This window comes from Fibrobacter sp. (assembly GCA_024399065.1).
In the GTDB taxonomy this organism is placed as follows: domain Bacteria; phylum Fibrobacterota; class Fibrobacteria; order Fibrobacterales; family Fibrobacteraceae; genus Fibrobacter.
The window spans coordinates 1-21480 of sequence record JAKSIB010000029.1 but is presented as its reverse complement, the minus strand read 5'-3'; the positions used below and the strand labels follow the sequence as shown (position 1 = coordinate 21480).

Here is a 21480-nt window from a genome sequence, read left to right as displayed (position 1 = left end):
GAAAAAAACTTATATTGTCTTCCATGAGAAAGGTCTTTTTATTCGGATTTTTAGCGGTAATTTTTAGCAGTTGCGCAACTTTTCAAAGCAACGCAAGCTACGCTGCAAACGGCAGAATCGCCATTGTCGAGGTGATTTCCGACGGATCCACCAGTGTTCCGGAAAACAGGCACCTCACCCGCTACATGCACGATATTACCGAGCAAACCTTTACCACCGAGATTTTAACCCTCATGAGGGAAAACGTCCAGCCTTTGCTTATGGGAGGTAAAACTCTCGAAGAATGTGACTTGGATTGCCTTGTCCAGGTTGGCAAAAGTTTCAATGCTGCCTTTATCACCCAAGCCTATATCGTCAGATCAGAAGAAGGCTTTTCAGTGACCTCCGAGATATACGACGTTGCCTCCGGCCAGAAGATAGGATCGGCAACCAACATTGCTTCTAGCGAAAGCAGCATTGAGAGAACGGTATTCCTGAGCACCGCCCAGATGTATAATCAGTTCACTGGAAAATAGCGGTTAATTTTAAATCCGAAAACAAGGTGTTTTTAGATCCAAATTTTTTCGCGTCATTCACCTTTTGCTAAATTTGGCAGCACTATGAGTATTGAAATTCCCCAGCTGCCCAAGGGCACACGCGATTTTTATCCTGAAGCACAGCGCATTCAGAACTATATCTTTGACACCTGGCGTAAAACCGCCGAAGAATTCGCCTACGAAGAATACGAAGGCCCCATGTTTGAACACCTGGAGCTGTACACTGGAAAGTCCGGTGAAGAAATCGTAAGCCAGCTTTACAACTTTGTGGACAAGGGCGACCGCGCCATTGCTCTGCGCCCGGAAATGACTCCGACCTTGGCCCGTTTGGTAATCCAGAAGGCTCGCGAACTGAAGAAGCCCTTCAAGTGGTTCAGCATGCCCCGCCTGTTCCGTTACGAAAAGGCTCAGAAGGGCCGCCTTCGCGAATTCTTCCAACTGAACATGGACATCATCGGAACCGAAAGCATTTATGCAGAAGCCGACTTGATGGCAGCTATCGCCACCATGCTCCGCAAGTTTGGTCTCGAGGACACCGATTTCGCTATTGGCGTTTCCAGCCGAAAGCTTCTGGCCACCTATCTCGAAGAAATTGGCGCACCGAACCCGGCTCTCGTTTACCCCGTTCTCGACCGCCGCTTGAAAATCGGTCCGGAAGCATTTGCCAAGGCTCTAGCCGACGCAGGCCTTTTCGAAGAACAGGTTGCAAAGCTTGACGCCTTCATGAGCTGCAAGTCCATCGAAGAAGTCCAGGCTGCAGTCAAGAGTGAAGCAGCAACTGCAGCTCTCGCTGAAATCCAGGATCTTTTTGCCACTTTGGAAGCCGCAGGCTTTGGCAAGTGCGTTAACCTCGACCTCTCTATCGTCCGCGGTCTCGCCTACTACACCGGCATCGTGTTCGAAGTATTCGACAAGGGTAAATCCATGCGCGCTATCGCTGGCGGTGGTCGTTACGACAGCTTGACTGAAAAGCTTGGCGGTGACCGTATCCCGGGCGTGGGTTTCGGCATGGGCGACGTGGTTCTCGCAGACCTTTTGCGTGAACACGGCAAGCTCCCTGATCCCAAGCAGAGCGTCGACTTCTACATCGCAAGTTTCACCAACGACATGAAGAAGGTCTTCGAAACCGCACAGATTTTCCGCGGTCTCGGCAGTTCCGTCTCCCATCCGCTGGCTTCCATGAAGATGGGCAAGCAGCTGGACCAAGCCAACTACCAGGGTGCAAAGATCGTTGTGTACGTCGATGGCGACAAGGCTCAGGCCGGCGAGTTCGAATACAAGGACCTCCGCGACGGCACCATGCACGTTGGAAACATCGAAGCTATCAAGGCTGCACTGTAGCTTCGCAATTATGAATTATGAGTTATGATTTATGAGAATTTATAAGTCGGCATAGCCGAATCGATTATTCTCGTACTTCGTAATTCATACATCATAATTAACTATACCTCTAATTTCGTAATTCATAATTCGTACCTCGTAATTAAAAAGAATGTCTCCTTTAAAAACTTTACTTAGCATTTTAAGTCTCTTCGTGGTTCTCGGCGTCATTGCCGTTGTGTATCCCGAAGGGGGAATTCATGTAGGCGACGTTACACTCCGCTACCCCAAGCTGACCGACATTTTCGTAAAGGCGGAACCGGCTGATTCTACCGCAGACTCTGCTGCTGTGGATCCGGAAGCGGCCATCCGAGAAATGATGGAAGCAACACGCCAGAAGGAATTTGCAGAATTCTCTGATTCCCTGAAGTTTTACGAGGACTTTTTCAAGAACGGCAAGACTCGTTTCGACTTGCCGGACAACGACCCCACTTGGTTCGACCGATTCTTCCTGCACTTGCAGTTGGCTGAGATGGACAGCAGTGTGGTTCACATTGTGCATTACGGCGACTCCCAGTTGGAAGAAGACCGTATTTCCGCAACCATCCGCGAAGACCTGCAGTCTGAATTCGGCGGTGCTGGTCCGGGCATGATGCCACCGATTCTTACGGTTCCGTCCCAGACCACCAGTCATTCCAATTCCGGCGACCTCACCCGCTACATTCTTTTCGGACCTAAGGACGAAGAAGCAGACCACGGCCGCTACGGCCCGCTGGCACAGTTCGCCGACCTGAAGGGCAACGCTGTCATCACCATCAGAAAGCGTAAAGAACGCAAGGACAACTTCCCCCACGTCGGTGGCTACAACACTGTGAAGGTTCTTGCAGCTAACCGCGGCAACCTGAAGGCAAAGCTCGTCTACGAAAGGACCTTCATCGAAGAAATTCCTGCAGACGCTGACTCCGCCACGAAGGCCAAGCCGCCTAAAAAGACTGTGAAGAAGGTTGAGGCTGAAGCTCCCACCGTCGAAAAGATGAAGAAGCTGAGCGTGTACACCTGGAAGCTTCCGGACACCACCTCTAGCGCACAGATTTACCTTTCCGGCAACACTGAAATCTACGCCATCTCTGCAGACGGCAAGTATGGTGTGGCTGTGGACAACGTTGCTATGCGCGGCAGCTCCGGCACCATCTTCCACCGCATCGATTCCGAACTTCTGGCAGAGTCCTACAAGGCCATGAATGCTCGCCTCATCATTATGGAATACGGCGGCAACCTTGTTCCGGGCACAAACTCCGGCAACATCGAATGGACCAAGAAGATTATCACACGTCAAATCCAGGCAATCCAGAAGGCAAATCCGGACGCAGACATTTTGTTCATCGGTCCTGCAGACATGGCAAAGCAGGTGGACGGCCAGTGGAAGACTTATCCGGCCCTCGCCCTCACCATCAAGACCTTGCGCCAGGTAGCCTTGGACAACGGCCTCGCCTACTGGGACATGCACCGCGTCATGGGCGGCAATGGTTCCATGATGAAGTGGGTGAAGAGAGAACCTGCCCTCGGCTTTACCGACCACATTCACTTTACCCGCCGCGGCGCAGCCTACATGGGCGACTTGTTCTGTGCAGCACTCCGCATGCACTACGACTTCTTCAAGTTCCGCGACCGTCACAATATCAGCGACGAAAAGCTTAAGGAAATCCAGTCCTACGCAGACAGCGTAAAGACCAGCGCCAAGGCTGACGCAGCAAACGCACCCAAGGCAGATGCAGCAAAGGCCAAGTCCGCAGACAAAAATTCCGGTTCCGCAACTAACGCAAAAGCAGCAAAGGTTGCACCGGAGGCTAAAAAATGACCCGTAGTTTCAAGACGCTTTTCGTTCTTGTGGTTCTTTGCCTCGCTGGTCTTGCAAGCGCAAAGGACTTGAGCGTTACTCCCGGCAGCTACCCTCTGGATATCGCCAAGTACGATTTCATTGACACCACGTTGAACGTCATCCAGTTCCCCAGCGGAAGCGCGTCCTTCGAACCCTTCTTCAAGAAGCTGGACACCTTGGTTTTCGAGAATCGCGGCCAAGTGCGCATCATGCACATCGGCGGTTCCCACCTGCAGGCTGACGTTATTTCCGGACGCATCCGCGAGCACTTGATTAAGGAATACCCAGGCGCAAACGCAGGCCGCGGATTCGTATTCCCGTTCTCTGCAGCAAAGACGAACACTCCGTCTTCTTATGGCAGCTACTACAAAGGTATCTGGGACATGAGCAAGAACGTGCTTCGCGAAGTGAAGAAACCTCTCGGCATCTTGGGCATAGCAGTAAGCACCAGCGACCCCCGCGCAGAAATTTCCATTCTTCTGGACCGTTACAATACGGAACCCATGTGGGGAGAAACAAGGTTCCGTCTCTTCGGCTATAGCGACAACGGCGATGTTCTTCCCGTATTGCGCGTGGACTCCACAGACATTTACGGCGTTCACGATTCCGTAAGCCAGAGCTACCTTTTCACCAGCCCCCGCCCCATCGACTCCATCAACATTCAGTTCCGCTGGATCGACAGTTTGCAGCAGGCAACCGTCGCGCAGTTCATCGTGGACTCCCTGGTGCAGGACTCCATTGCAAAGGCTAACGCAGACACCACTCAGGCAGACTCCGCCAAGGCTCCCGTGGACACAGTGAAGAAGGTGGAAATTCCACGGAACATTGCTTTGCCGGATCCCGCAAATGTGGCCCGCGATTCCATGTTCCAAGGGGAATGCGACGTTCTCGACACCGCTTGCTTGAACCAGGAAGAAGCAGTCAATAACAAGATGATCGACGGCGCAGTGACCGCCACCCAGGCAGATTCTGCAAACGCAGCCACAGACAGCGCCGTGGTTGATTCCGCCACACTGATACAGCGTTCCCGCCCCCGTTTTACTCTCACCGGCATTCTTTCCGAAACAGACAATCCGGGCATTACCTACACAAGCGTAGGCATCAACGGTGCACGCGTTCCCAACTACTACAAGGAAGTATGCCCCCGCATTGAGAATGAACTGCAGTTCTACAAGCCGGACTTGATCATCTTCGCCATCGGCATTAACGATGCCAACGTGGAACATTTCGATGCCAAGGGTTTCAGCGCCAATTATGACACTTTGATTACCCGATTCAAGGCAATCAACCCCAACGTGGCTTTCATCTTTGAAACAAACAACGACATGTACCGTAAGGTAAAGAAGCGTCGTTACGTGCAGCACCCCAACGGTGAATTGGCACGTCAGGCATTCTTCAATACAGCCAAGAAGCACAAGGCAGGTGTTTGGGACAAGTTCAGCATCATGGGTGGCCTCGGTTCCATGGCCAAGTGGGAAAAAGCCGATCTCGCCAAGGGCGACAAGGTTCACTTTAAGCTGGCTGGTTACAACCTGCTGGGCGATATGTTCTACAAGGCATTCATCAACACCTACATGGACCACATCGGAAGCCTTCCGGCACAGGAACCTGTAGCTCCGCCACCTCAGCCCGTAAAGGCCGACACTGCTACAACAACAACTCCTGCACAGCCGGCAGCAGAAACGCCCACAGCAACCGATACTTCATCTAAATAGTTACCATGCTCGATTATATTATTCCATTCCTTACTCGAACATTTGCATTCGACCCCAACAGCCCCCTGCTGTTTACCCAGTTCTACTTCTGGGGATTCTTCGCCGTCGTTTTTGCTCTTCTGACCTTGGTTCACAACCGTATCTTGCTGCGCAACACCTTCCTGTTTGCGACCAGCATGTTCTTCTACTACAAGACTAGCGGAAGCTATGTCTGCATCCTTGCCTTCTGCGTAGTAGCAAACTTCTTTATCGGAAAGTTCATCGAAAAGTCCGACGTGAACTGGAAAAAGAAAGTCTGGATGATCGCCGCCGTGATTATCGACCTTCTGGTTCTTTGCTACTACAAGTACGCCTACTTCTTCCTGGATGTTCTTTACGATATCTTCGGAATCGAGCTCCACGTCTACAACTTCTTTGCCGCAGCAAGCAACGCAATTTTCAATACCAACTCCATGGTGGACCGCATTATTTTGCCGGTGGGTATTTCCTTCTTTACCTTCCAGGCCATGAGTTACTGCATCGACATTTACCGCGGAAAGATCAAGGCCGTAAAGAACATTCTCGACTTTGGTTTCTACCTCACATTCTTCCCGCAGCTGGTGGCTGGTCCCATTGTTCGTGCCGACAAGTTTGTCCCGCAGCTTTACAAGAAGTTCTTCCTCCCCCGCCGTACTTTCGGCATTGCCGTTTTCTGGATACTGAACGGTCTCGCCAAGAAGATCATCCTTTCCGACTACCTGGCCACAAACTTTGTGGACCGCGTTTTCGACACCCCGCTCCTGTTCACCGGTCTTGAAAACCTCATCGCCCTGTTTGCGTACTCCCTGCAGGTTTACGCCGACTTCTCCGGCTATACCGACATCGCCATTGGTGTTGCCCTCCTGATGGGTTTCCGTCTGCCCCAGAACTTCAACAGCCCTTACAAGGCCCTGTCTCCCACAGAATTCTGGCGTCGTTGGCACATCAGCCTTTCTAGCTGGCTCCGCGACTACGTTTACATCCCTCTGGGCGGTAACCGCGGCGCAAGTATCGGCACCTATTTCTGGATTGGCTTTATCAGCTTGGTGGCCATCATCCTTTCCGGCAGCGGTTGGGTTGGCCTGGGCATCGGCCTGTTCCTCCTTTACATCGCATTGTTTGCCTACTTCAAGCCTGAATCCCGCAAGTTCATCACCACCAATATGAACGCCATGTCCACCCAGATTATCGGTGGTTGGTGGCACGGTGCCAGCTGGAACTTCATTATCTGGGGTGGTTTGAACGGTTTTGGCCAGGTGTTCAACAAGTTCTGGGTAAAGCGCGGCATCAACTTCCGTGCAGGAGCATCCTTTGCCCTGTTCGCAGCAAGCGCCATCATCTTCAAGAACTGGGGCTACCCCATTTTCGCCATCACCTCCGTATGGTTCGGCGTTCTGTTCTTCGGTATTTACTCCGTGATGATTTTCCGTCTGTTCAGCGACAAGACCTATCATTGGCTCTATACGGCCTGGAATGTCACCTTGACCTTCGTGTTCATCACCTTCACCCGTTTGTTCTTCCGCGCAGGTTCCAACCTGGACCCGGCCGAAGCAAACGAAGTGGCTTGGAACACCGCCAAGAACATGGTGCAGCAAATGGGTACCGCCTGGAAGTGGGAAACCATCCCCACTATCGCCTGGGAACACATCAACATCATCCTGGTGTTTGTGGCCGGTATGTTAATCCACTGGATTCCGAAGAAGGTCAAGAGTCGTTACCGCATCACCTTCGCAACCTTGCCCATCCCGGCCATGGTCGCAGTGACTGCCGTAATCATCTTCGTGATTTACCAGTTCATGAGCGCAGATTCCTGCCCGTTCATTTACTTCCAGTTCTAATTTTCACAGGCGGCCTACCGCCTTCCCAAGATTTTCAGAAAACAAAAAAAACGATGCTTTTCGGCACCGTTTTTTTTGAACTAACAAAACAATTTTAGACCTTTTTGGCTTCTGGGGCGGAGTTACCTTTTACGTCGAAAGGCAGGCGATCTTCGCGAAGAGCCATTCGAGCAAACATATTCACTGCAGCAGAAACAGAGATTCCTATGGAATCACAGAACTGTTCGAATTGTTTTTTTACTTCGTCATCCATCCTGACAGAAACAACAGCCATCGGCCCCCCTTCAGGTTGTTCATTGTTCGGGGTCAAATGTACATTATTCTTTTACGAATGTGAGCAAAATCACTATAAATTTTAATTTAATTTTTCATGTTTTTTCCTTGACAAAACGTTCAATGTAAACACAAGTTTAAACAGCGTTTTTGTTGTATGACAATGTGTATACAACGCGCTACAAACGTTATTTTATTCGTTTTGTCGATAAAACGGAACACTTAAGAAAACGCTTGATTTTCTATATTGAAAATATGGCCGAAGCATCCAAGAAAGACATTTCCGATAAAAATTCAGCACTTGAAAAAAGAATCAAGAAGCATGTAATCGGAAAGCCCCACCGATTTATTGCGGTGGCTCCATTGGGCTTTGAAGAGACTCTGGCAGAGGAATTGAAGTACATCGGAGTGGAGCGTGTCGCTGATATAAATGTCGCTGATATAAATGTCGCGGGCGACGGCAAGGTGGAATTTACCGCAAAGATCACGGAAGCCTGGAAGGCCGTTGCCTACAGCCGCATCGCCAACCGCATTCTCATGGAAATCGCTAGTTTCAAGGCAGAGAATTTCGGACAGTTGGAAAAGGGCACAGCCGCGGTACCCTGGGAATTGTTTTTAGGGAAATGTGCCAATTTGGAGCTGCACGTCAACTGCAAGCATTCAAGGCTCTATCATTCAGGAGCCATCGAAGAAAGAGTGGCTACGATTATCGCCAAGGCCTTAACAGGTTCCAATTCAGACTCGTATCCGCAAAACCTGTACATCAATTTGCAAGACGACCGCTGCACCCTTTGGCTGGACCTGGCCGGCGAAGAACTTTACAAGCGCGGTCATGAGCGTTTTGTTGCAGAAGCCCCCCTGAAAGAAACTATTGCAGCAGCAATGATTTTCGAGGCATGCAGGCTTCAGGTTCCAGGCTCCAGGCTTCAGGCGTCAGGAGACAACACTGCATCAACGACTCCTCAAAGCGAGCGTTGCGAGCGACCTCATACCTCAAAGCGAAGCGACCTCATAACCTTCATCGACCCCATGGCCGGCAGCGGCACCTTCTCGCTGGAAGCGGCCTACATCGCAAACGGCCTGATTCCTGGAAAGTGCAGGGACTTTGCCTTAAAGCATCAGCCCGCCTTTAAGGAAGGCACCTGGAATTTCATTCTGAAGGGCGCGGAACCTGCCGAAAGCGCCCCGCAGATCATTACCTCCGACATTTCGGAACGCCCCATCAGCATCATCAAGCACAATGCGGAAGCAAGCCCGCTGGCAGAAATTGCGAAAACGAATCCCGACGCGGTCACCATCAACCCGCAGCTGAAGGATTTCTTTAGCTACACCATTGATGACATTTGCGCAGTTCGACCATCCGCAAACGATACAGCCCACAACATTGTGATTTTATTAAACCCGCCCTACGGCAAGCGCCTGGCATTTGACGCTCCCAAGCTGTACACAAAAATCGGGCAGAAACTCAATGAATTCAAGGGAGCAGTCATCGCAATCCTAGCGCCCAAGGATTGTACCGAAAATTTGCTGAAAGCCTGCCCTGCCCTGGACTCCCGCAAAAATCCAGCCGCACGACTCATCGAAACAAGCCACGGCGGCTTCAGCCTCAACGCAATCTTTGCCAGGATTTAACCAATGGAACCAACTGATCCCTATTTCATATTCATTTTCAACATCGCCGTCTTAGTCATTTTAGCCTTAATTCCATGGGCAGCCGGGCTCATTACAAATAAATTCAGCAACAAACGTAAAGTATTTCTCGTCGGGAAAATCCTTTCCATTTTACTATCGGTCCTTATTCTTGCCTTCTTTTCCATTTCCCCATTTCTGTTTAAAGCAGATCAAGAATACTTAAACGAACCATTTCATTTCTTTGTTATGGGAAGTATTCTTTGCGGCTTGTTTTTTTCCATTCTCCCTCTGTCCACTTTTTATTTCCTAGCCAGCAAAAAAATTAAAAGGAGGTTTCTATGCATTTTCGGGACCTTCGTCATATTCTTTGTCATGCTTACCGGATACGAGCATTTCGTAAACCGCTGCATCGGATTTGTCTTTGAAACAAAGCGCCAGGAACTTCCCCTAGATGAATTTTACCGTATTCACCCTAACGCGGATACAAGCAGTGACTTCAACATATTCATACAGGAAGATTTCCGTTTCGAGGCTAATTTATCCGTACACAGGGATTTCACGCAACTCAAATCCATGAACATAAGTTTTCACGACGATACAACGAGATGCTCCCGTGACGATTTGCAACAAGATTCAGTATTGCTTTTAATTGAAGAAATCATCAATTACAGGCCCGAAAAAGACTACAGCGTTATAACAGACATGTGCGAACACCCCGCACTGCACGTAGATTTAGCCGTAAACAAGAAAAATTCAAGATTCATATCGTTAAGTCTTGAAGATCTTGACCGATTCCATCCCAAAGCGCAGAACTTGGCAAGGCTAGCGCTCAAGCTCGTAAAATCCAATGATTTCGTCCGATTTGAGGGATGCAGAGATTAAAGATTTCAAGCCTTTACTATATTTTTTCCTGTTCAAATTTTATGGAATCGGCGCAGCCCCGCCCCGCATATACGGAACTGCGCAATTTATGAGGTAACATTATGCCGAAACTTCGTTCGTTGAAGACTATGGAAGGCCGCGAAATGGCCGGTGCACGTGCCCTTTGGCACGCAACTGGTACCAAGGTGGAAGACTTTGGTAAGCCGGTGGTTTGCGTTGTTAACAGCTATACCCAGTTCGTTCCGGGTCACGTTCATCTGAAGGACGTGGGTCAGATCGTTGCCCGCGCTATCGAAGCTGCAGGTGGCGTTGCTAAGGAAATGAACACCATCGCTGTGGACGACGGTATCGCCATGGGCCACGACGGCATGCTTTACAGCCTTCCGTCTCGCGACCTCATTGCAGACTCTACCGAATACATGGCTAACGCACACCGCGCCGACGCTCTCGTCTGCATCTCCAACTGCGACAAGGTTACTCCGGGTATGCTCATGGCTGCAATGCGCCTCAACATTCCGGCAATCTTTGTTTCCGGCGGTCCCATGGAAGCTGGTCACGTCACCACTAAGGACGGCCAGGATCGCGCTCTCGACTTGATCGACGCAATGATCGACTCCGCAGACAACTCCGTTTCTGACGAAGAAGTTGCCGCTATCGAAGCTAACGCTTGCCCCACTTGCGGTTCCTGCTCCGGCATGTTCACCGCAAATTCCATGAACTCCCTCACCGAAGCTCTTGGCCTTTCTCTCCCGGGCAACGGCACCATCGTCGCCACCCACTCCGAACGCAAGAAGCTGTTCGAAGCAGCCGGTAAGCGCATCGTGGAACTCTGCCACAAGTATTACGACGAAGGCGACGAAAGCATCCTCCCCCGTAGCATCGCTACCATGGACGCTTTCGAAAACGCCATGCGTCTGGACATCGCCATGGGCGGTTCCTCCAACACCGTGCTCCACCTGCTGGCTGTTGCACAGGAAGCTGGCGTCAACTTCACCATGAAGGACATCAACCGTCTTTCCCTGAACACTCCTTGCATCTGTAAGGTTGCTCCCACCGTTCACAACATCCATATCGAACAGGTGAACCGCGCTGGCGGTATCATGGGCATCCTTGGCGAACTGGACCGCATGGGCCTCATCCACAAGAATGCAAAGACTGTTCACGCAGCAACCATGGGCGAAGCTCTTGAAATTAACGACATCGTCCGCGGCAACGCAACCGAAGAAATCAAGCAGCGTTACCTGGCAGGCCCCGGCCGCAAGTACAACCTGGTCGCTTTCAGCCAGAGCACCTACTACGAATCTCTGGACATGGACCGCGCAACTGGCGCAATCCGCGATGGCGCACACGCCTACACCAAGGATGGCGGCCTCGCCGTTCTGTACGGTAACCTGGCTCAGGACGGCTGCATCGTGAAGACCGCAGGCGTTGACGAATCCATCTGGAAGTTCACCGGCCCCGCAGTGGTGTTCGAATCTCAGGAAGACGCCGTCAACGGCATCCTTGGCGACAAGGTGAAGGCCGGTGACGTTGTAGTGATCCGCTACGAAGGTCCTAAGGGTGGTCCGGGCATGCAGGAAATGCTGTACCCCACTTCTTACCTGAAGAGCCGTCACCTGGGCAAGAGCTGCGCTCTCCTTACCGACGGTCGCTTCTCTGGTGGTACCAGCGGTCTTTCCATCGGCCATGCTTCTCCGGAAGCTGCCAACAAGGGTAACATCGGCCTCGTTGAAACCGGTGACGTAATCGAAATCGATATTCCGAACCGCACCATCAACGTGCAGCTCACCGACGACGAACTTGCAGCACGCCGCCAGGCTATGGAAGCTCGTGGCGCCAAGGCATGGCAGCCGGTTTCTCGTGACCGCGTTGTTTCCAAGGCTCTCCAGGCTTACGCCGCCATGGCAACAAGCGCAGACAAGGGCGCAGTTCGCGACCTGTCTTTGATTGGCGTAAAATAAAGGAGATCCCGGCTCGGAGGCCGGGATGACATACTGGTGGTGCGGGCCTCACCCGCGCACAACCTAATTAAAAATCCCGGCGGTTCAAACCGTCGGGATTTTTTCTTTGTTTGAGATTCCCTAAGAATTAGACATCGCCTACGTCGCCGGAATCCACGAAGTTGCGGATAGCCTTGCTAATGCGCATGCTACAGAAGTTGGGACCGCACATGGAGCAGAAATGGCTGGACTTTGCCTGGCTACCAGGGAGAGTCTTGTCATGGAATTCCATGGCCTTTTCCGGATCCAGGGACAATGCGAACTGGTCGTTCCAGCGGAAGTCAAAACGGGCGCGGGAAAGAGCATCGTCGCGGAACTCTGCACCATAATGGCCCTTGGCCAAGTCAGCGGCGTGAGCGGCCAGCTTGTAAGTCACCACGCCGGCACGGACGTCATCGCGGTCCGGCAAGCCCAGGTGTTCCTTGGGAGTCACATAGCAAAGCATGGCGGTACCATACCAGCCGATCTGTGCAGCACCGATGGCAGAGGTAATGTGGTCGTAACCGGGAGCAATGTCGGTAGTGAGAGGTCCAAGAGTGTAGAAGGGAGCGCCGTGGCACTTTTCCAGCTGGCGTGCCATGTTGTCCTGAATCTTGTGCATGGGCACATGACCCGGACCTTCGATAATCACCTGAACGCCGTATTCCCAGGCAATCTTGGTCAATTCGCCAAGAGTATCCAGTTCTCCGAACTGAGCTTCATCATTGGCGTCTGCCAGAGAACCCGGACGAAGACCATCACCCAGAGAAACAGCCACGTCGTACTGAGCGAGAATTTCACAGATTTCACGGAAGTGAGTGTACAGGAAGTTCTGCTGGTGATGACGCATCTGCCACAGAGCAAGAATGGAGCCACCGCGGCTTACAATGCCGGTGGTACGCTTGGCGCACATGGGAATGTGCTCCAGCAACAGGCCTGCGTGAATGGTAAAGTAGTCCACGCCCTGTTCAGCCTGTTCAATCAAAGTATCGCGGTAAAGTTCCCAGGTCAGTTCCTCGGCCTTACCGTTCACCTTTTCCAAAGCCTGATAGATAGGCACAGTTCCGATAGGTACGGGGCTATTGCGGATAATCCATTCGCGGGTTTCGTGAATGTGCTTACCGGTGGAAAGATCCATCACGGTATCAGCGCCCCAACGCACGGACCAGGCCATCTTTTCCACTTCTTCTTCGATGGAAGAGGTGATGGCGGAGTTACCAATGTTGCTGTTGATCTTGGTAAGGAAATTTGTACCGATGATCATGGGTTCGCATTCGGGATGGTTGATGTTTCCCGGAATGATGGCGCGACCAGCAAGAACTTCCTGGCGGACAAATTCTGCAGTCACCGGAGTGCCCTTCACGCTCAATTCATCCAGTTTCTGGTTTTCGCGGATGGCAACGTATTCCATTTCCTTGGTGATCACACCTGCGCGGGCGTAGTCCAGCTGGGTCAGCTTGTGGCCAGCCTTGGCGCGCATAGGATGATGAACTGCATTAAAACGCAAGTGGTCCAGTTCGTGATTTTCACGACGGGCACGGCCGTAAGCGGAAGTCATGTCGTCCAGCTGTTCGGCATCGCCGCGTTCAGCAATCCAGCTTTCGCGGAAACGTTCAATACCCTTGGTCACGTCGATGGTAGCGTTTTCATCGCTGTAAGGTCCACTAGTGTCGTAAACAGGAACACAAGGCGTCAGAGGATCTTCGGTCTGGATTTCGCGCATGCCCACGCGGATATCAGGATAAATCTTACCCGGTACATAAATCTTCCGGGAATTCATAAACGGTTTCAGAAGGGAATTCTTGGATTCCACATTAGCCTCACTTTTCCTTTGGCCTAAGTTTTTCCTCAAATCTAGAATATTTGCAAAATGGAATTGGCCATTCCCTATAGAATTTGTATCTTATGGGCATGAAAAAGATTATTGACTGGACCAAGAATTATTTGAAATCCTTGAATTGGATTGTGCTTATCGGCATTGCCGTTTTCTGCATTGCCCTCGCCATCATCAATAACATTCGTGTCGACGACGCAAAGTCTGTCGACTGGATCGGAAGCCAGGATGTCCTGGCAAAGCCGGCGGAGGTTCTCTAATGGCTTTTGCATGCAACAAAAACACGATTATTTCTGCGGCACTGCTTTTGGTAGCCTCTATTCTCGTGGCCATCGGCGTTGCCGAAATTTCTTTCCCGGAATCTTTCCTGACCTTTACCGACCAGGATTGGCTTATCGATCTCTGGCCTAAGGCATACCGCTACAATATTCACGTGGGTCTTGCGGCTATCGTGATCGCTACAGGTCTTTGCTTCCCTGCTTACAAACTGCAGAAGGATTTTGCCATCCGCGCACTGGAAACCTTGTTCCGCGTAGGCATTGGCGGCATGTTCATCTTCGCCAGCATTTTCAAGATCCAGGACCCGCACCAGTTTGCAACTCTGGTAGCACAGTACCAGTTCTTCTCTGCCCTGCATGTGGACTTCGCCAACAACTTCTTTGCTCTGGTCTACCCGCAGTTTGAACTTTGGTTCGGTCTGGCCATGATTTTCACCCCCTTCGTCAAGGAATCCGCTTTCGCCATCTTCTGGATGTTCGTTAGCTTCATCATCGCTCTCGCTTGGGCTTTGTGGAACGACCTTGGCATTACCTGCGGTTGCTTCGAACTGGAAGGTGCCCAGGACAAGGCTGAAGCATGGACAAGCTTGATCCGCGACTTGATTCTGATTTGGCCCACCCTGTGGCTTGCCCTGCGTAAGAACCGTAGCCTGATCAAGGTCTGGAAAGACAAGAACTAAGTCATTCCGGATTCGAAAAAATTAAAAAGCCTCTCGAAAGAGAGGCGTTTTTTATGCTTAGATTGCAAAGGTTTATTTCAACGCAGCCAGGACACGCTTGGAAAATTCTTCCATGGAGCAACGGTTCAGAAGTTTCTGGGCAGCGTCTTCGTTGATAACGTTCTCGCCAGCGATAACGCGGTCAACCACCTTGGCGTAGGCTTCTGCGTCCGTAGGCGGATCGATCAGCGGGCACACGCCTTCCAGATTTTCCTTTACAGCGGACGTAGCGGCACAAAGGGCAGGTGTTCCGCAGGCGATGGCTTCAATAGGCGGCAGGCCAAAACCTTCAAGCAAAGACGGGTAAACCATCAAGTCGGAATGGCGGTAGAACTCACGCAATTCGTCTGCGGAAAAACGTTCAAAATGGAAGACGTTGTAAAGTTTCTTCACGTTGATGATTTCCGTGAGACGTTCAGAAACCTTCCCGACGCGTACGAAGGCCACATCCGGACGGAGCCTTGCCAGTTCGAAGTAGGTATCAATATTCTTTCGCGGTTCATCAAGGCTGACGTTCAAGCACATGCCATAGAAATTGCGCATGCCATGCTTTCGGCGGAAAGCCTTCTTTTCTTCATCGGTGGCGGGCACTTCCGGCTTGCAGAAAAGAGCGGAATCAATGGGGCAACCGATTACAGCACCCGGGGCATCGGACATTTTCGGGCCAAAGTGGACAGCGGCTTCACCGCGGGTCCATTCCGAATTGTAGACAAAGGAATTTGCCTTGACGCAGTCCCTGATGTAGAACAAATTAAGCAGCCTAAACTTGATGCTTGTGGGATACAAAGTTTCTGCAAATGTATCGTGAACAAACATCACCGTTTTGGAGTCACGCAGGCCAACGGATTTCAACGCACTGTTAGCCACCGGCACCAAGAAACCCAGTTCCGGACGAATAAAGAAAACCACATCCGGACGAACCTCGCCCACCATCTTTTTCAGCGGGGCGCGGAAACTCATAAAGCCCGTATAAAGGGACTTGGCCCACACTTCATGGGAAGTAAAATCCGCAGCGGCCCCAGCACTCGCATTGGGGAAAAACTTCGGGGTCTTGAGCCACAAAACGTGAACTTCGTATTCAGAAGCCACAGCCTTCGCCAAATTCAGTGTCAAACGCCCAAAACTGGTGCATTCGTTCTTATCGCAAATGAATAAAATTTTCTTCGCCATGGGGAACCGTTCTATATCCCATAAAATAAAAAAATGCGGAACAACGAGAGAAAATGAACTTGCTATATTCGTTGTATGGCGAAAATTTGCATCGTTCTTGCAACTTATAACGGAGCTCAGTATCTGTCACAGATGCTGGATTCCCTTATGGCACAGACAAGACCTGCAGATATGATCATCGCCGTAGACGACGGCTCCAAGGATTCCTCCCCCAAGATTCTGGAATCCTACAAGGACAAGCTCCCCCTGACCGTGGAAATCCACGAAGTAAACCAGGGACACCGAGCCGCATTTTCCAGGACACTTGAACTGGCTCGCACCCAGCTAGGCCCCGACGATCTGATAGCCCTAGCCGACCAGGACGACATCTGGCTCCCCAACAAGTTGGAAATTCTTGAAAAGGAACTATCTGGCTCGAGCCTCGTTTTCGGTGATGCAGAAATTATCGACGGACAAGGCAATGTAACTGCCGAATCCTGGAGAGTCCTGGGAAACATCGACATTAACACCACCATCCGCCACCAGATTGCAGGCATCAACCACGTGACTGGTTGCCTCAGCCTCTTCAGGGCAAGCCTTTTGGACACAGTCCTCCCCATTCCCGAGGGCGTCACCGTTCACGACCGCTGGATTGCCATGATCGCCGAAAAGAACGGCGGCATCAAGGCTATTCCCCAAAAGGTTATCCAGTACCGCATCCATGGCGGAAACGCCGTAGGCGGACAGGGCGACACCACCATGACCAAGACCATCGAAATCCAGAACAAGTGGATTTCCACCATCTTGGATCACAAGGATTTGCTGAAACTTTCCCCGGAGGAAGTTTCCTTCGCCGAAAGACTTTTGACCCTCACCCAGGAACGACTGGTTGCCTTCGTTTTGCCAGGCCGGTTCTGCTGGGTATTCAAGAACAGAAAGTACCTGTTCCTTAGGGCCTCCTTCCTCAAGACCTTCAAGCGAGTTTTGTTCACGCTGGTGGGCCTTCCCATGGCAAAGAAAATCTGGGGGAAGGAATAATGCGTATCGGTATCGACATTAAGTGCCTGCGCACCAACAACAGCGGCATCGGCAGGTACACCCGCAGCCTCCTAGACGCTCTCCAGCAAGTGGACATCAGAAACGAGTACGTGCTGTTCTCCCCAAGCCCCGTGGATTACGACATCACCAATCCCAAGTGGAAAACCGTGGTGGTACCCACAAAGTTGCCAGGGATTCTTTGGCAGCAGCTGGCCTTGCCCTTGGCGCTCAAAGACGAGCACATCGACGTAATTTGGGGGCCGGAACAGACAATTCCAGTGATAGGTCTCAGCAAAGGTTACAAGGCAACAGGAAAGGACCACAAGGAAATCTCTAGTTCAACGGAAATCGCCTCCGTACTGACCATCCACGACTTCGTTTATCGCCGCTTCCCAGAAACAATGCGCAAGTCGGTGCTTTGGATTACCCGAACCTTCGGCGGAAAGTCCATCAAGAAGGCTACGGCAATCGTGCCTGTTTCTGATTTTACCAAGAACGAACTTTTCCATTTTTATCCCAAGGTGAACAAGGATAAGGTGGAAGTGGTGAGCTGCGCAGTAAACCAACCTACTTGTTCCGCATCGAACGGCAAGGATGGTTCCGCGCAAGATCGCAAAGCCCAGTTGCTTTTTGTGGGCAGTCTGGAACCTCGAAAGAATTTGCAGACTTTGGTCCACGCCCTGGAAATTTTGAAGACCCGCGGTATGGATGTACCGCTGGTCATGACCGGCCCAAGGGGTTGGAAGAACCAGACTATCAAGGACATGCTCAGAACCTCCAGCGTAGCTGCAAACATTGAGCACAAGGGTTTTGTTTCCGACGAAGAACTACGCAATCTGTACAAGGAAAGCGCCGCCGTGATTTTCCCCTCGGTGTACGAAGGTTTCGGCCTGCCGGCTTTGGAAGCTTTGGCCTACGGCGCCCCGGTTCTCACTTCCAAGGGAACGGTGATGGAATCTGTCCTGGGCGATTGCGGTTTGTACTTCGATCCTAAATCGGCAGAAGACATGGCCAATGTAATTGAGCAGTTCTGGAAAGAACATAAGGTGGTGCCGGAGGCGTCCCGAGTCGCCCTGCTGTCCAAGTACAGCTGGCAGAATTCCGCCCGCAAGTTGATTGAAGTTTTCCAGAAGGTACACCATGGCTAATACGACTGTGATTATCCTGGTGACTTATAACGGATGGGAACTGACGAAGGCCTGCTTGAACGACCTTACGCCTTTGCTTTCTAATGACTGCGCAGAAACTGCTGCAGAAAAAGCCCCGAAGTTCGTAGTGGCTATTGCAGACAATGGCAGTACCGACGGCACCGTAGAAAAGATTCGTGAGCTTTACCCGTCCGAAAAATACCCGCAGATTCACGTTTACCCGCAAGCGGGAAATCTTGGTTTCGGAGCAGCCAACAACGGAGCCATTCGCGGCTTGTTGAATGACGGCGTGGAATTTGATGCAGTTTGTTTGCTGAATAACGATACCAGATTCCAGGCGGAAGCTCTTGTAAAACTGCGCGAAGACTTGGAACGCGTTGGTGAAAATGCAGTTCTCGCCCCCACGACTTTAAACGTGGATGGATCCCGTCAGAACAATTTCTTTGCAGGACTGGGTCCCGACGGAATCGGGTACATAAACTTTTTGATGAACGCCTTCAGAAACGAAGAAGGCGCTGCACGAGTTCTGGAAGGTACGCCTAAGACAACAGCACTTGAGGGCATCAAGGAAACCCACTGGACAAGCGCCGTTTGCTGGATGATGTCCGCAGAACTGTGGAACCGCGTCGGCGGCTTCGACGAAAAGATATTCATGTACTACGAAGACGCCGACATGGCGCTTCGTTGCCGAGCAGAGGGCGCACGGTTCTTCATTAGCGACCGTAGCGCCATCACCCACCTGGGTGGCGGTTCCGCCAAGAGCAGCCTCAGCCGCGCCCTACAGCACGACCGTTCCCAGGAATACGTCTTCAAAAAGCATTTCGGAATCCGCGGTTACTGGCTTTCCAAAAAGTTCCGCATCCTCCGCAGCCTGGTCCGCATTGTCTCCGCAGCGCCCCGCGCCATTGCAGGCAGCAACGCGCCCGAAAAGCGAGCCTACATCAAGCATCACTTGGCTCTGTTCAAAGAGGCCGTCCTATGATCCTTCGCAACATCGTTCTTACCCTGACCTTGATTTGCTCTTTCGCAGGCACAGCCTTTGCGAATGCAACCCAGATTTCGCGCAGTTCAAACCCGAACGACCCTCAGGTCAACCATTTTGTCCTTCAGGATTCCGCCAAGAACAAGGTGGTGAACATCCGCGCCCAGCTGGTGGATTCTCTCGCCATTACCAACCTGAAGAACGCCCCCACCCATGTGGACAACAACATGTCCGTCCGACTCTTTCTGGACGGCCACTTTACCGACGCGTTCCAGTTCAACGCCAAGGTCTTTGTCGTTAACGACTACACCAACCGTTTCATTCCGGACCATTTCTTCAATCCCGACGAAGGCCTCCCCTACGTCAAGCAGAGCGAAACACGCCGCACCTGGGACATGTTCTCCGCCAACGTTTCCTACGAACTTAGCGCCCTTTCCCTGCTCACCGGCTACGACTACATCCAATGGGGTCCCGCCCGCCGCAACAACGTGATCCTCCGCGGCGAAAAGAACAATTACCGCCCCTGGTACGATGAATCCGCCAAAATCAACAACCCGGCTCCCATGCCCTATTTCGGCTACCAGCTGTCCGTCGGCCCCGTGGTCTACACCCAGTACGCCATGATGCCCACCGACCGCAAGGGCTACAGCAAGTACCTCCACGCCCACCGTCTGGATTTGAACTTGCCCAAGAACATTACCCTGGGCCTTAGCGAAACCTCCCTGTACGGCACCACCACCGAAAACGTTTCCGCAAATCCCAACCCCAATGCAGACGCCGACAGCTGCGGCCGCGATTTCCAGTGGGCCTATGTCATTCCCTTCCTCATGTACAATTTCGAGGAACACACCCTGGGCGACCAGGACAACATTTCCATGTCCTTCGACATCAGCATCAGAACCATTCCCCATTGGGAAATCTACGGCGAGCTCATGTGGGATGACATGAAAACTCCCACCAGCATGTTCGATGATTCCTGGTGGGGAAACAAGTGGGCAGCCTCCATCGGCATCGCCCGCGACAGCCTCCGCCTGGGCCCCGCCTATTTCGACTGGTACACGGAATACACCCGCGTTGAACCCTGGGTCTACACCCACCACAAGGGCGGCGGATACACCTACTCCCATTACAGACAAAATCTTGCTACTGAACTGGGCCCCAACAGCCAGGAACTCTACACGGAACTGACAGGCACCTACAGGCACCGCAGCGGCCTCCTGAAAGACGCCATCGCCAGAGGAACTCTCTTCGCCAGCGCCGTTGCCAAGGACACCGCGGCAGGCGGCAACCTCACCGACATTCATGACTACGAAAAGCACGGTGTGAACAAAGTATTCCTGAACGAAGCAACCACCATCAATTATGTGGAACTTGGCGCAGGTATTGAAATCCTGCCCTGGAGCTGGATCAGTTTCCACGCCAGATATTCCCGTTTCTTCGGGGATTACGAAGGCTATCACGCCTCAATGACCGGATCCTTCCAGTGGTAAAAAGAAAGCCCCGCTCAGCGGGGCATTTTACAACATCATTCAAGTTCAAGCGTTCTTTAAAAAATTCATTAAGGTATAAATAAAAATACTTTTCATAAGGACGATAATGAAAAGCTTGGTTCCGCCATGCAGATGTTGGGGCTTTCCCCCGAGATTGAGCGGGCTCGGTTTGCGGAACTTGCGGATGGATATTCACGTCAAGACCGAAAGCTGCCTGCACATCAATGTTGAAATGCAGAAACTTACGATAGTTGGCACATCTACAGCGACAAGGCGGTAAAACGCAGTGATGCGTCGGACGCCCCCTTGCCAGTAACAGAAAAAGTAAAGTATATTGTAGTGGATCTCAAGAAGTTCAACGACTCCGTCTTGGATGATGCCGTCAAACGCATTACCATAGACGCTAACCGCGACAAGAAAATCCTGGAGGATCAAGTGTCCTGTACAATCAGCATTGACGAACAGATCGGCCGAATGGTCCTCGCTCACGTTGACGGCAAGAACGAAGGCAAGAATGAAGCTGCCGAGGCGTTCCTTCGTGAAGGAGATCCTGTGGAACGCGTTGCTAGAGTCCTTAAGTTGCCGCTTGAAAAAGTACAGGAACTTGCCGACAAGATTGCTGCAGAAAAGTCCCTGTAACAAACATCCCTGTTCAAATTACAAAAGGTCGCACAAAATGTGCGACCATTACTTTTTTCAGGAACACTCTTATCAAATAGTTTTGAATATAAAGAAACTCACACAAAGACTCCTTAATACTCAAAAAAAAG

General features: G+C 51.5%; 18 protein-coding genes. 15 read left to right on the top strand and 3 right to left on the bottom strand.

Annotated elements, in window-relative coordinates:
- The first annotated feature begins 23 nt into the window (after positions 1-23).
- From MJZ25_12535 to MJZ25_12515, 5 genes are all read left to right on the top strand, one after another.
- On the top strand, positions 24-515 hold the full coding sequence (locus tag MJZ25_12535) for a hypothetical protein (protein ID MCQ2124999.1): 492 nt from the start codon (positions 24-26) through the stop codon (positions 513-515).
- 84 nt (positions 516-599) lie between these two features.
- Entirely contained in the window at positions 600-1877 is a 1278-nt protein-coding gene (gene hisS / locus MJZ25_12530; GenBank protein MCQ2124998.1) for a histidine--tRNA ligase, read from the top strand.
- A gap of 151 nt (positions 1878-2028) precedes the next feature.
- A complete protein-coding gene (locus MJZ25_12525; protein MCQ2124997.1) occupies positions 2029-3714 on the top strand; it encodes a hypothetical protein in 1686 nt (561 codons plus the stop codon).
- Positions 3711-5450, top strand: a complete 1740-nt coding sequence (locus MJZ25_12520; GenBank protein ID MCQ2124996.1) for a GDSL-type esterase/lipase family protein — start codon at positions 3711-3713, stop codon at positions 5448-5450. Before MJZ25_12525 ends, MJZ25_12520 begins: the two co-directional genes overlap by 4 nt.
- A 5-nt stretch (positions 5451-5455) precedes the next feature.
- Positions 5456-7306 (top strand): MBOAT family protein, encoded by a 1851-nt coding sequence (locus MJZ25_12515; GenBank protein ID MCQ2124995.1) that lies wholly within the window; start codon positions 5456-5458, stop codon positions 7304-7306.
- Positions 7307-7400: 94 nt separating this feature from the next.
- Here MJZ25_12515 and MJZ25_12510 read toward each other — a convergent pair whose 3' ends face one another.
- Positions 7401-7580 (bottom strand): type II toxin-antitoxin system RelB/DinJ family antitoxin, encoded by a 180-nt coding sequence (locus MJZ25_12510; protein ID MCQ2124994.1) that lies wholly within the window; start codon positions 7578-7580, stop codon positions 7401-7403.
- A gap of 254 nt (positions 7581-7834) precedes the next feature.
- Here MJZ25_12510 and MJZ25_12505 point away from each other — a divergent pair, with 254 nt between their 5' ends.
- The 3 genes from MJZ25_12505 (at position 7835) to ilvD (ending at position 12054) form a co-directional block, all read left to right on the top strand.
- Complete coding sequence (locus tag MJZ25_12505) at positions 7835-9211, top strand: RNA methyltransferase (GenBank protein ID MCQ2124993.1); 1377 nt, start codon at positions 7835-7837, stop codon at positions 9209-9211.
- A gap of 3 nt (positions 9212-9214) precedes the next feature.
- Positions 9215-10093, top strand: a complete 879-nt coding sequence (locus MJZ25_12500; GenBank protein MCQ2124992.1) for a hypothetical protein — start codon at positions 9215-9217, stop codon at positions 10091-10093.
- A 101-nt stretch (positions 10094-10194) separates the two neighbouring features.
- Positions 10195-12054 carry a dihydroxy-acid dehydratase gene (gene ilvD / locus MJZ25_12495; protein ID MCQ2124991.1) on the top strand — a complete coding sequence of 620 codons (1860 nt, stop codon included), beginning with the start codon at positions 10195-10197 and terminating at the stop codon, positions 12052-12054.
- 127 nt (positions 12055-12181) lie between these two features.
- Here ilvD and thiC read toward each other — a convergent pair whose 3' ends face one another.
- Positions 12182-13852, bottom strand: a complete 1671-nt coding sequence (gene thiC / locus MJZ25_12490; GenBank protein ID MCQ2124990.1) for a phosphomethylpyrimidine synthase ThiC — start codon at positions 13850-13852, stop codon at positions 12182-12184.
- A 131-nt stretch (positions 13853-13983) separates the two neighbouring features.
- Here thiC and MJZ25_12485 point away from each other — a divergent pair, with 131 nt between their 5' ends.
- Positions 13984-14166 (top strand): hypothetical protein, encoded by a 183-nt coding sequence (locus MJZ25_12485; GenBank protein MCQ2124989.1) that lies wholly within the window; start codon positions 13984-13986, stop codon positions 14164-14166.
- Positions 14166-14864: a hypothetical protein gene (locus MJZ25_12480; protein ID MCQ2124988.1), complete on the top strand. Its 699-nt coding sequence runs from the start codon at positions 14166-14168 to the stop codon at positions 14862-14864. The genes MJZ25_12485 and MJZ25_12480 overlap by 1 nt, the downstream gene beginning before the upstream one ends.
- A gap of 72 nt (positions 14865-14936) precedes the next feature.
- On the opposite strand, the gene MJZ25_12475 is transcribed toward MJZ25_12480, so the two are convergent.
- The gene (locus tag MJZ25_12475) at positions 14937-16073 is read right to left on the bottom strand and encodes a glycosyltransferase (GenBank protein ID MCQ2124987.1); all 1137 of its coding nucleotides are present in this window, start codon (positions 16071-16073) and stop codon (positions 14937-14939) included.
- Positions 16074-16148: 75 nt separating this feature from the next.
- Here MJZ25_12475 and MJZ25_12470 point away from each other — a divergent pair, with 75 nt between their 5' ends.
- The 5 genes from MJZ25_12470 (at position 16149) to MJZ25_12450 (ending at position 21349) form a co-directional block, all read left to right on the top strand.
- Complete coding sequence (locus tag MJZ25_12470; protein ID MCQ2124986.1) at positions 16149-17090, top strand: glycosyltransferase; 942 nt, start codon at positions 16149-16151, stop codon at positions 17088-17090.
- The gene (locus MJZ25_12465; GenBank protein ID MCQ2124985.1) at positions 17090-18238 is read left to right on the top strand and encodes a glycosyltransferase family 4 protein; all 1149 of its coding nucleotides are present in this window, start codon (positions 17090-17092) and stop codon (positions 18236-18238) included. The genes MJZ25_12470 and MJZ25_12465 overlap by 1 nt, the downstream gene beginning before the upstream one ends.
- Positions 18231-19220, top strand: a complete 990-nt coding sequence (locus MJZ25_12460) for a glycosyltransferase family 2 protein (GenBank protein MCQ2124984.1) — start codon at positions 18231-18233, stop codon at positions 19218-19220. Before MJZ25_12465 ends, MJZ25_12460 begins: the two co-directional genes overlap by 8 nt.
- Positions 19217-20710, top strand: a complete 1494-nt coding sequence (locus tag MJZ25_12455) for a hypothetical protein (GenBank protein MCQ2124983.1) — start codon at positions 19217-19219, stop codon at positions 20708-20710. Before MJZ25_12460 ends, MJZ25_12455 begins: the two co-directional genes overlap by 4 nt.
- Positions 20711-21049: 339 nt before the next feature.
- Positions 21050-21349 carry a hypothetical protein gene (locus tag MJZ25_12450; protein ID MCQ2124982.1) on the top strand — a complete coding sequence of 100 codons (300 nt, stop codon included), beginning with the start codon at positions 21050-21052 and terminating at the stop codon, positions 21347-21349.
- Positions 21350-21480: the final 131 nt, after the last annotated feature.

Excerpts from the sequence above, each read along its gene's own strand:
- MJZ25_12535 (MCQ2124999.1), top strand. The coding sequence starts at position 24 with ATGAGAAAGGTCTTTTTATTCGGATTTTTAGCGGTAATTTTTAGCAGT.
- hisS (MCQ2124998.1), top strand. The coding sequence starts at position 600 with ATGAGTATTGAAATTCCCCAGCTGCCCAAGGGCACACGCGATTTTTAT.
- MJZ25_12525 (MCQ2124997.1), top strand. The coding sequence starts at position 2,029 with ATGTCTCCTTTAAAAACTTTACTTAGCATTTTAAGTCTCTTCGTGGTT.
- MJZ25_12520 (MCQ2124996.1), top strand. The coding sequence starts at position 3,711 with ATGACCCGTAGTTTCAAGACGCTTTTCGTTCTTGTGGTTCTTTGCCTC.
- MJZ25_12515 (MCQ2124995.1), top strand. The coding sequence starts at position 5,456 with ATGCTCGATTATATTATTCCATTCCTTACTCGAACATTTGCATTCGAC.
- MJZ25_12510 (MCQ2124994.1), bottom strand. The coding sequence starts at position 7,580 with ATGGCTGTTGTTTCTGTCAGGATGGATGACGAAGTAAAAAAACAATTC.
- MJZ25_12505 (MCQ2124993.1), top strand. The coding sequence starts at position 7,835 with ATGGCCGAAGCATCCAAGAAAGACATTTCCGATAAAAATTCAGCACTT.
- MJZ25_12500 (MCQ2124992.1), top strand. The coding sequence starts at position 9,215 with ATGGAACCAACTGATCCCTATTTCATATTCATTTTCAACATCGCCGTC.
- ilvD (MCQ2124991.1), top strand. The coding sequence starts at position 10,195 with ATGCCGAAACTTCGTTCGTTGAAGACTATGGAAGGCCGCGAAATGGCC.
- thiC (MCQ2124990.1), bottom strand. The coding sequence starts at position 13,852 with ATGAATTCCCGGAAGATTTATGTACCGGGTAAGATTTATCCTGATATC.
- MJZ25_12485 (MCQ2124989.1), top strand. The coding sequence starts at position 13,984 with ATGAAAAAGATTATTGACTGGACCAAGAATTATTTGAAATCCTTGAAT.
- MJZ25_12480 (MCQ2124988.1), top strand. The coding sequence starts at position 14,166 with ATGGCTTTTGCATGCAACAAAAACACGATTATTTCTGCGGCACTGCTT.
- MJZ25_12475 (MCQ2124987.1), bottom strand. The coding sequence starts at position 16,073 with ATGGCGAAGAAAATTTTATTCATTTGCGATAAGAACGAATGCACCAGT.
- MJZ25_12470 (MCQ2124986.1), top strand. The coding sequence starts at position 16,149 with ATGGCGAAAATTTGCATCGTTCTTGCAACTTATAACGGAGCTCAGTAT.
- MJZ25_12465 (MCQ2124985.1), top strand. The coding sequence starts at position 17,090 with ATGCGTATCGGTATCGACATTAAGTGCCTGCGCACCAACAACAGCGGC.
- MJZ25_12460 (MCQ2124984.1), top strand. The coding sequence starts at position 18,231 with ATGGCTAATACGACTGTGATTATCCTGGTGACTTATAACGGATGGGAA.
- MJZ25_12455 (MCQ2124983.1), top strand. The coding sequence starts at position 19,217 with ATGATCCTTCGCAACATCGTTCTTACCCTGACCTTGATTTGCTCTTTC.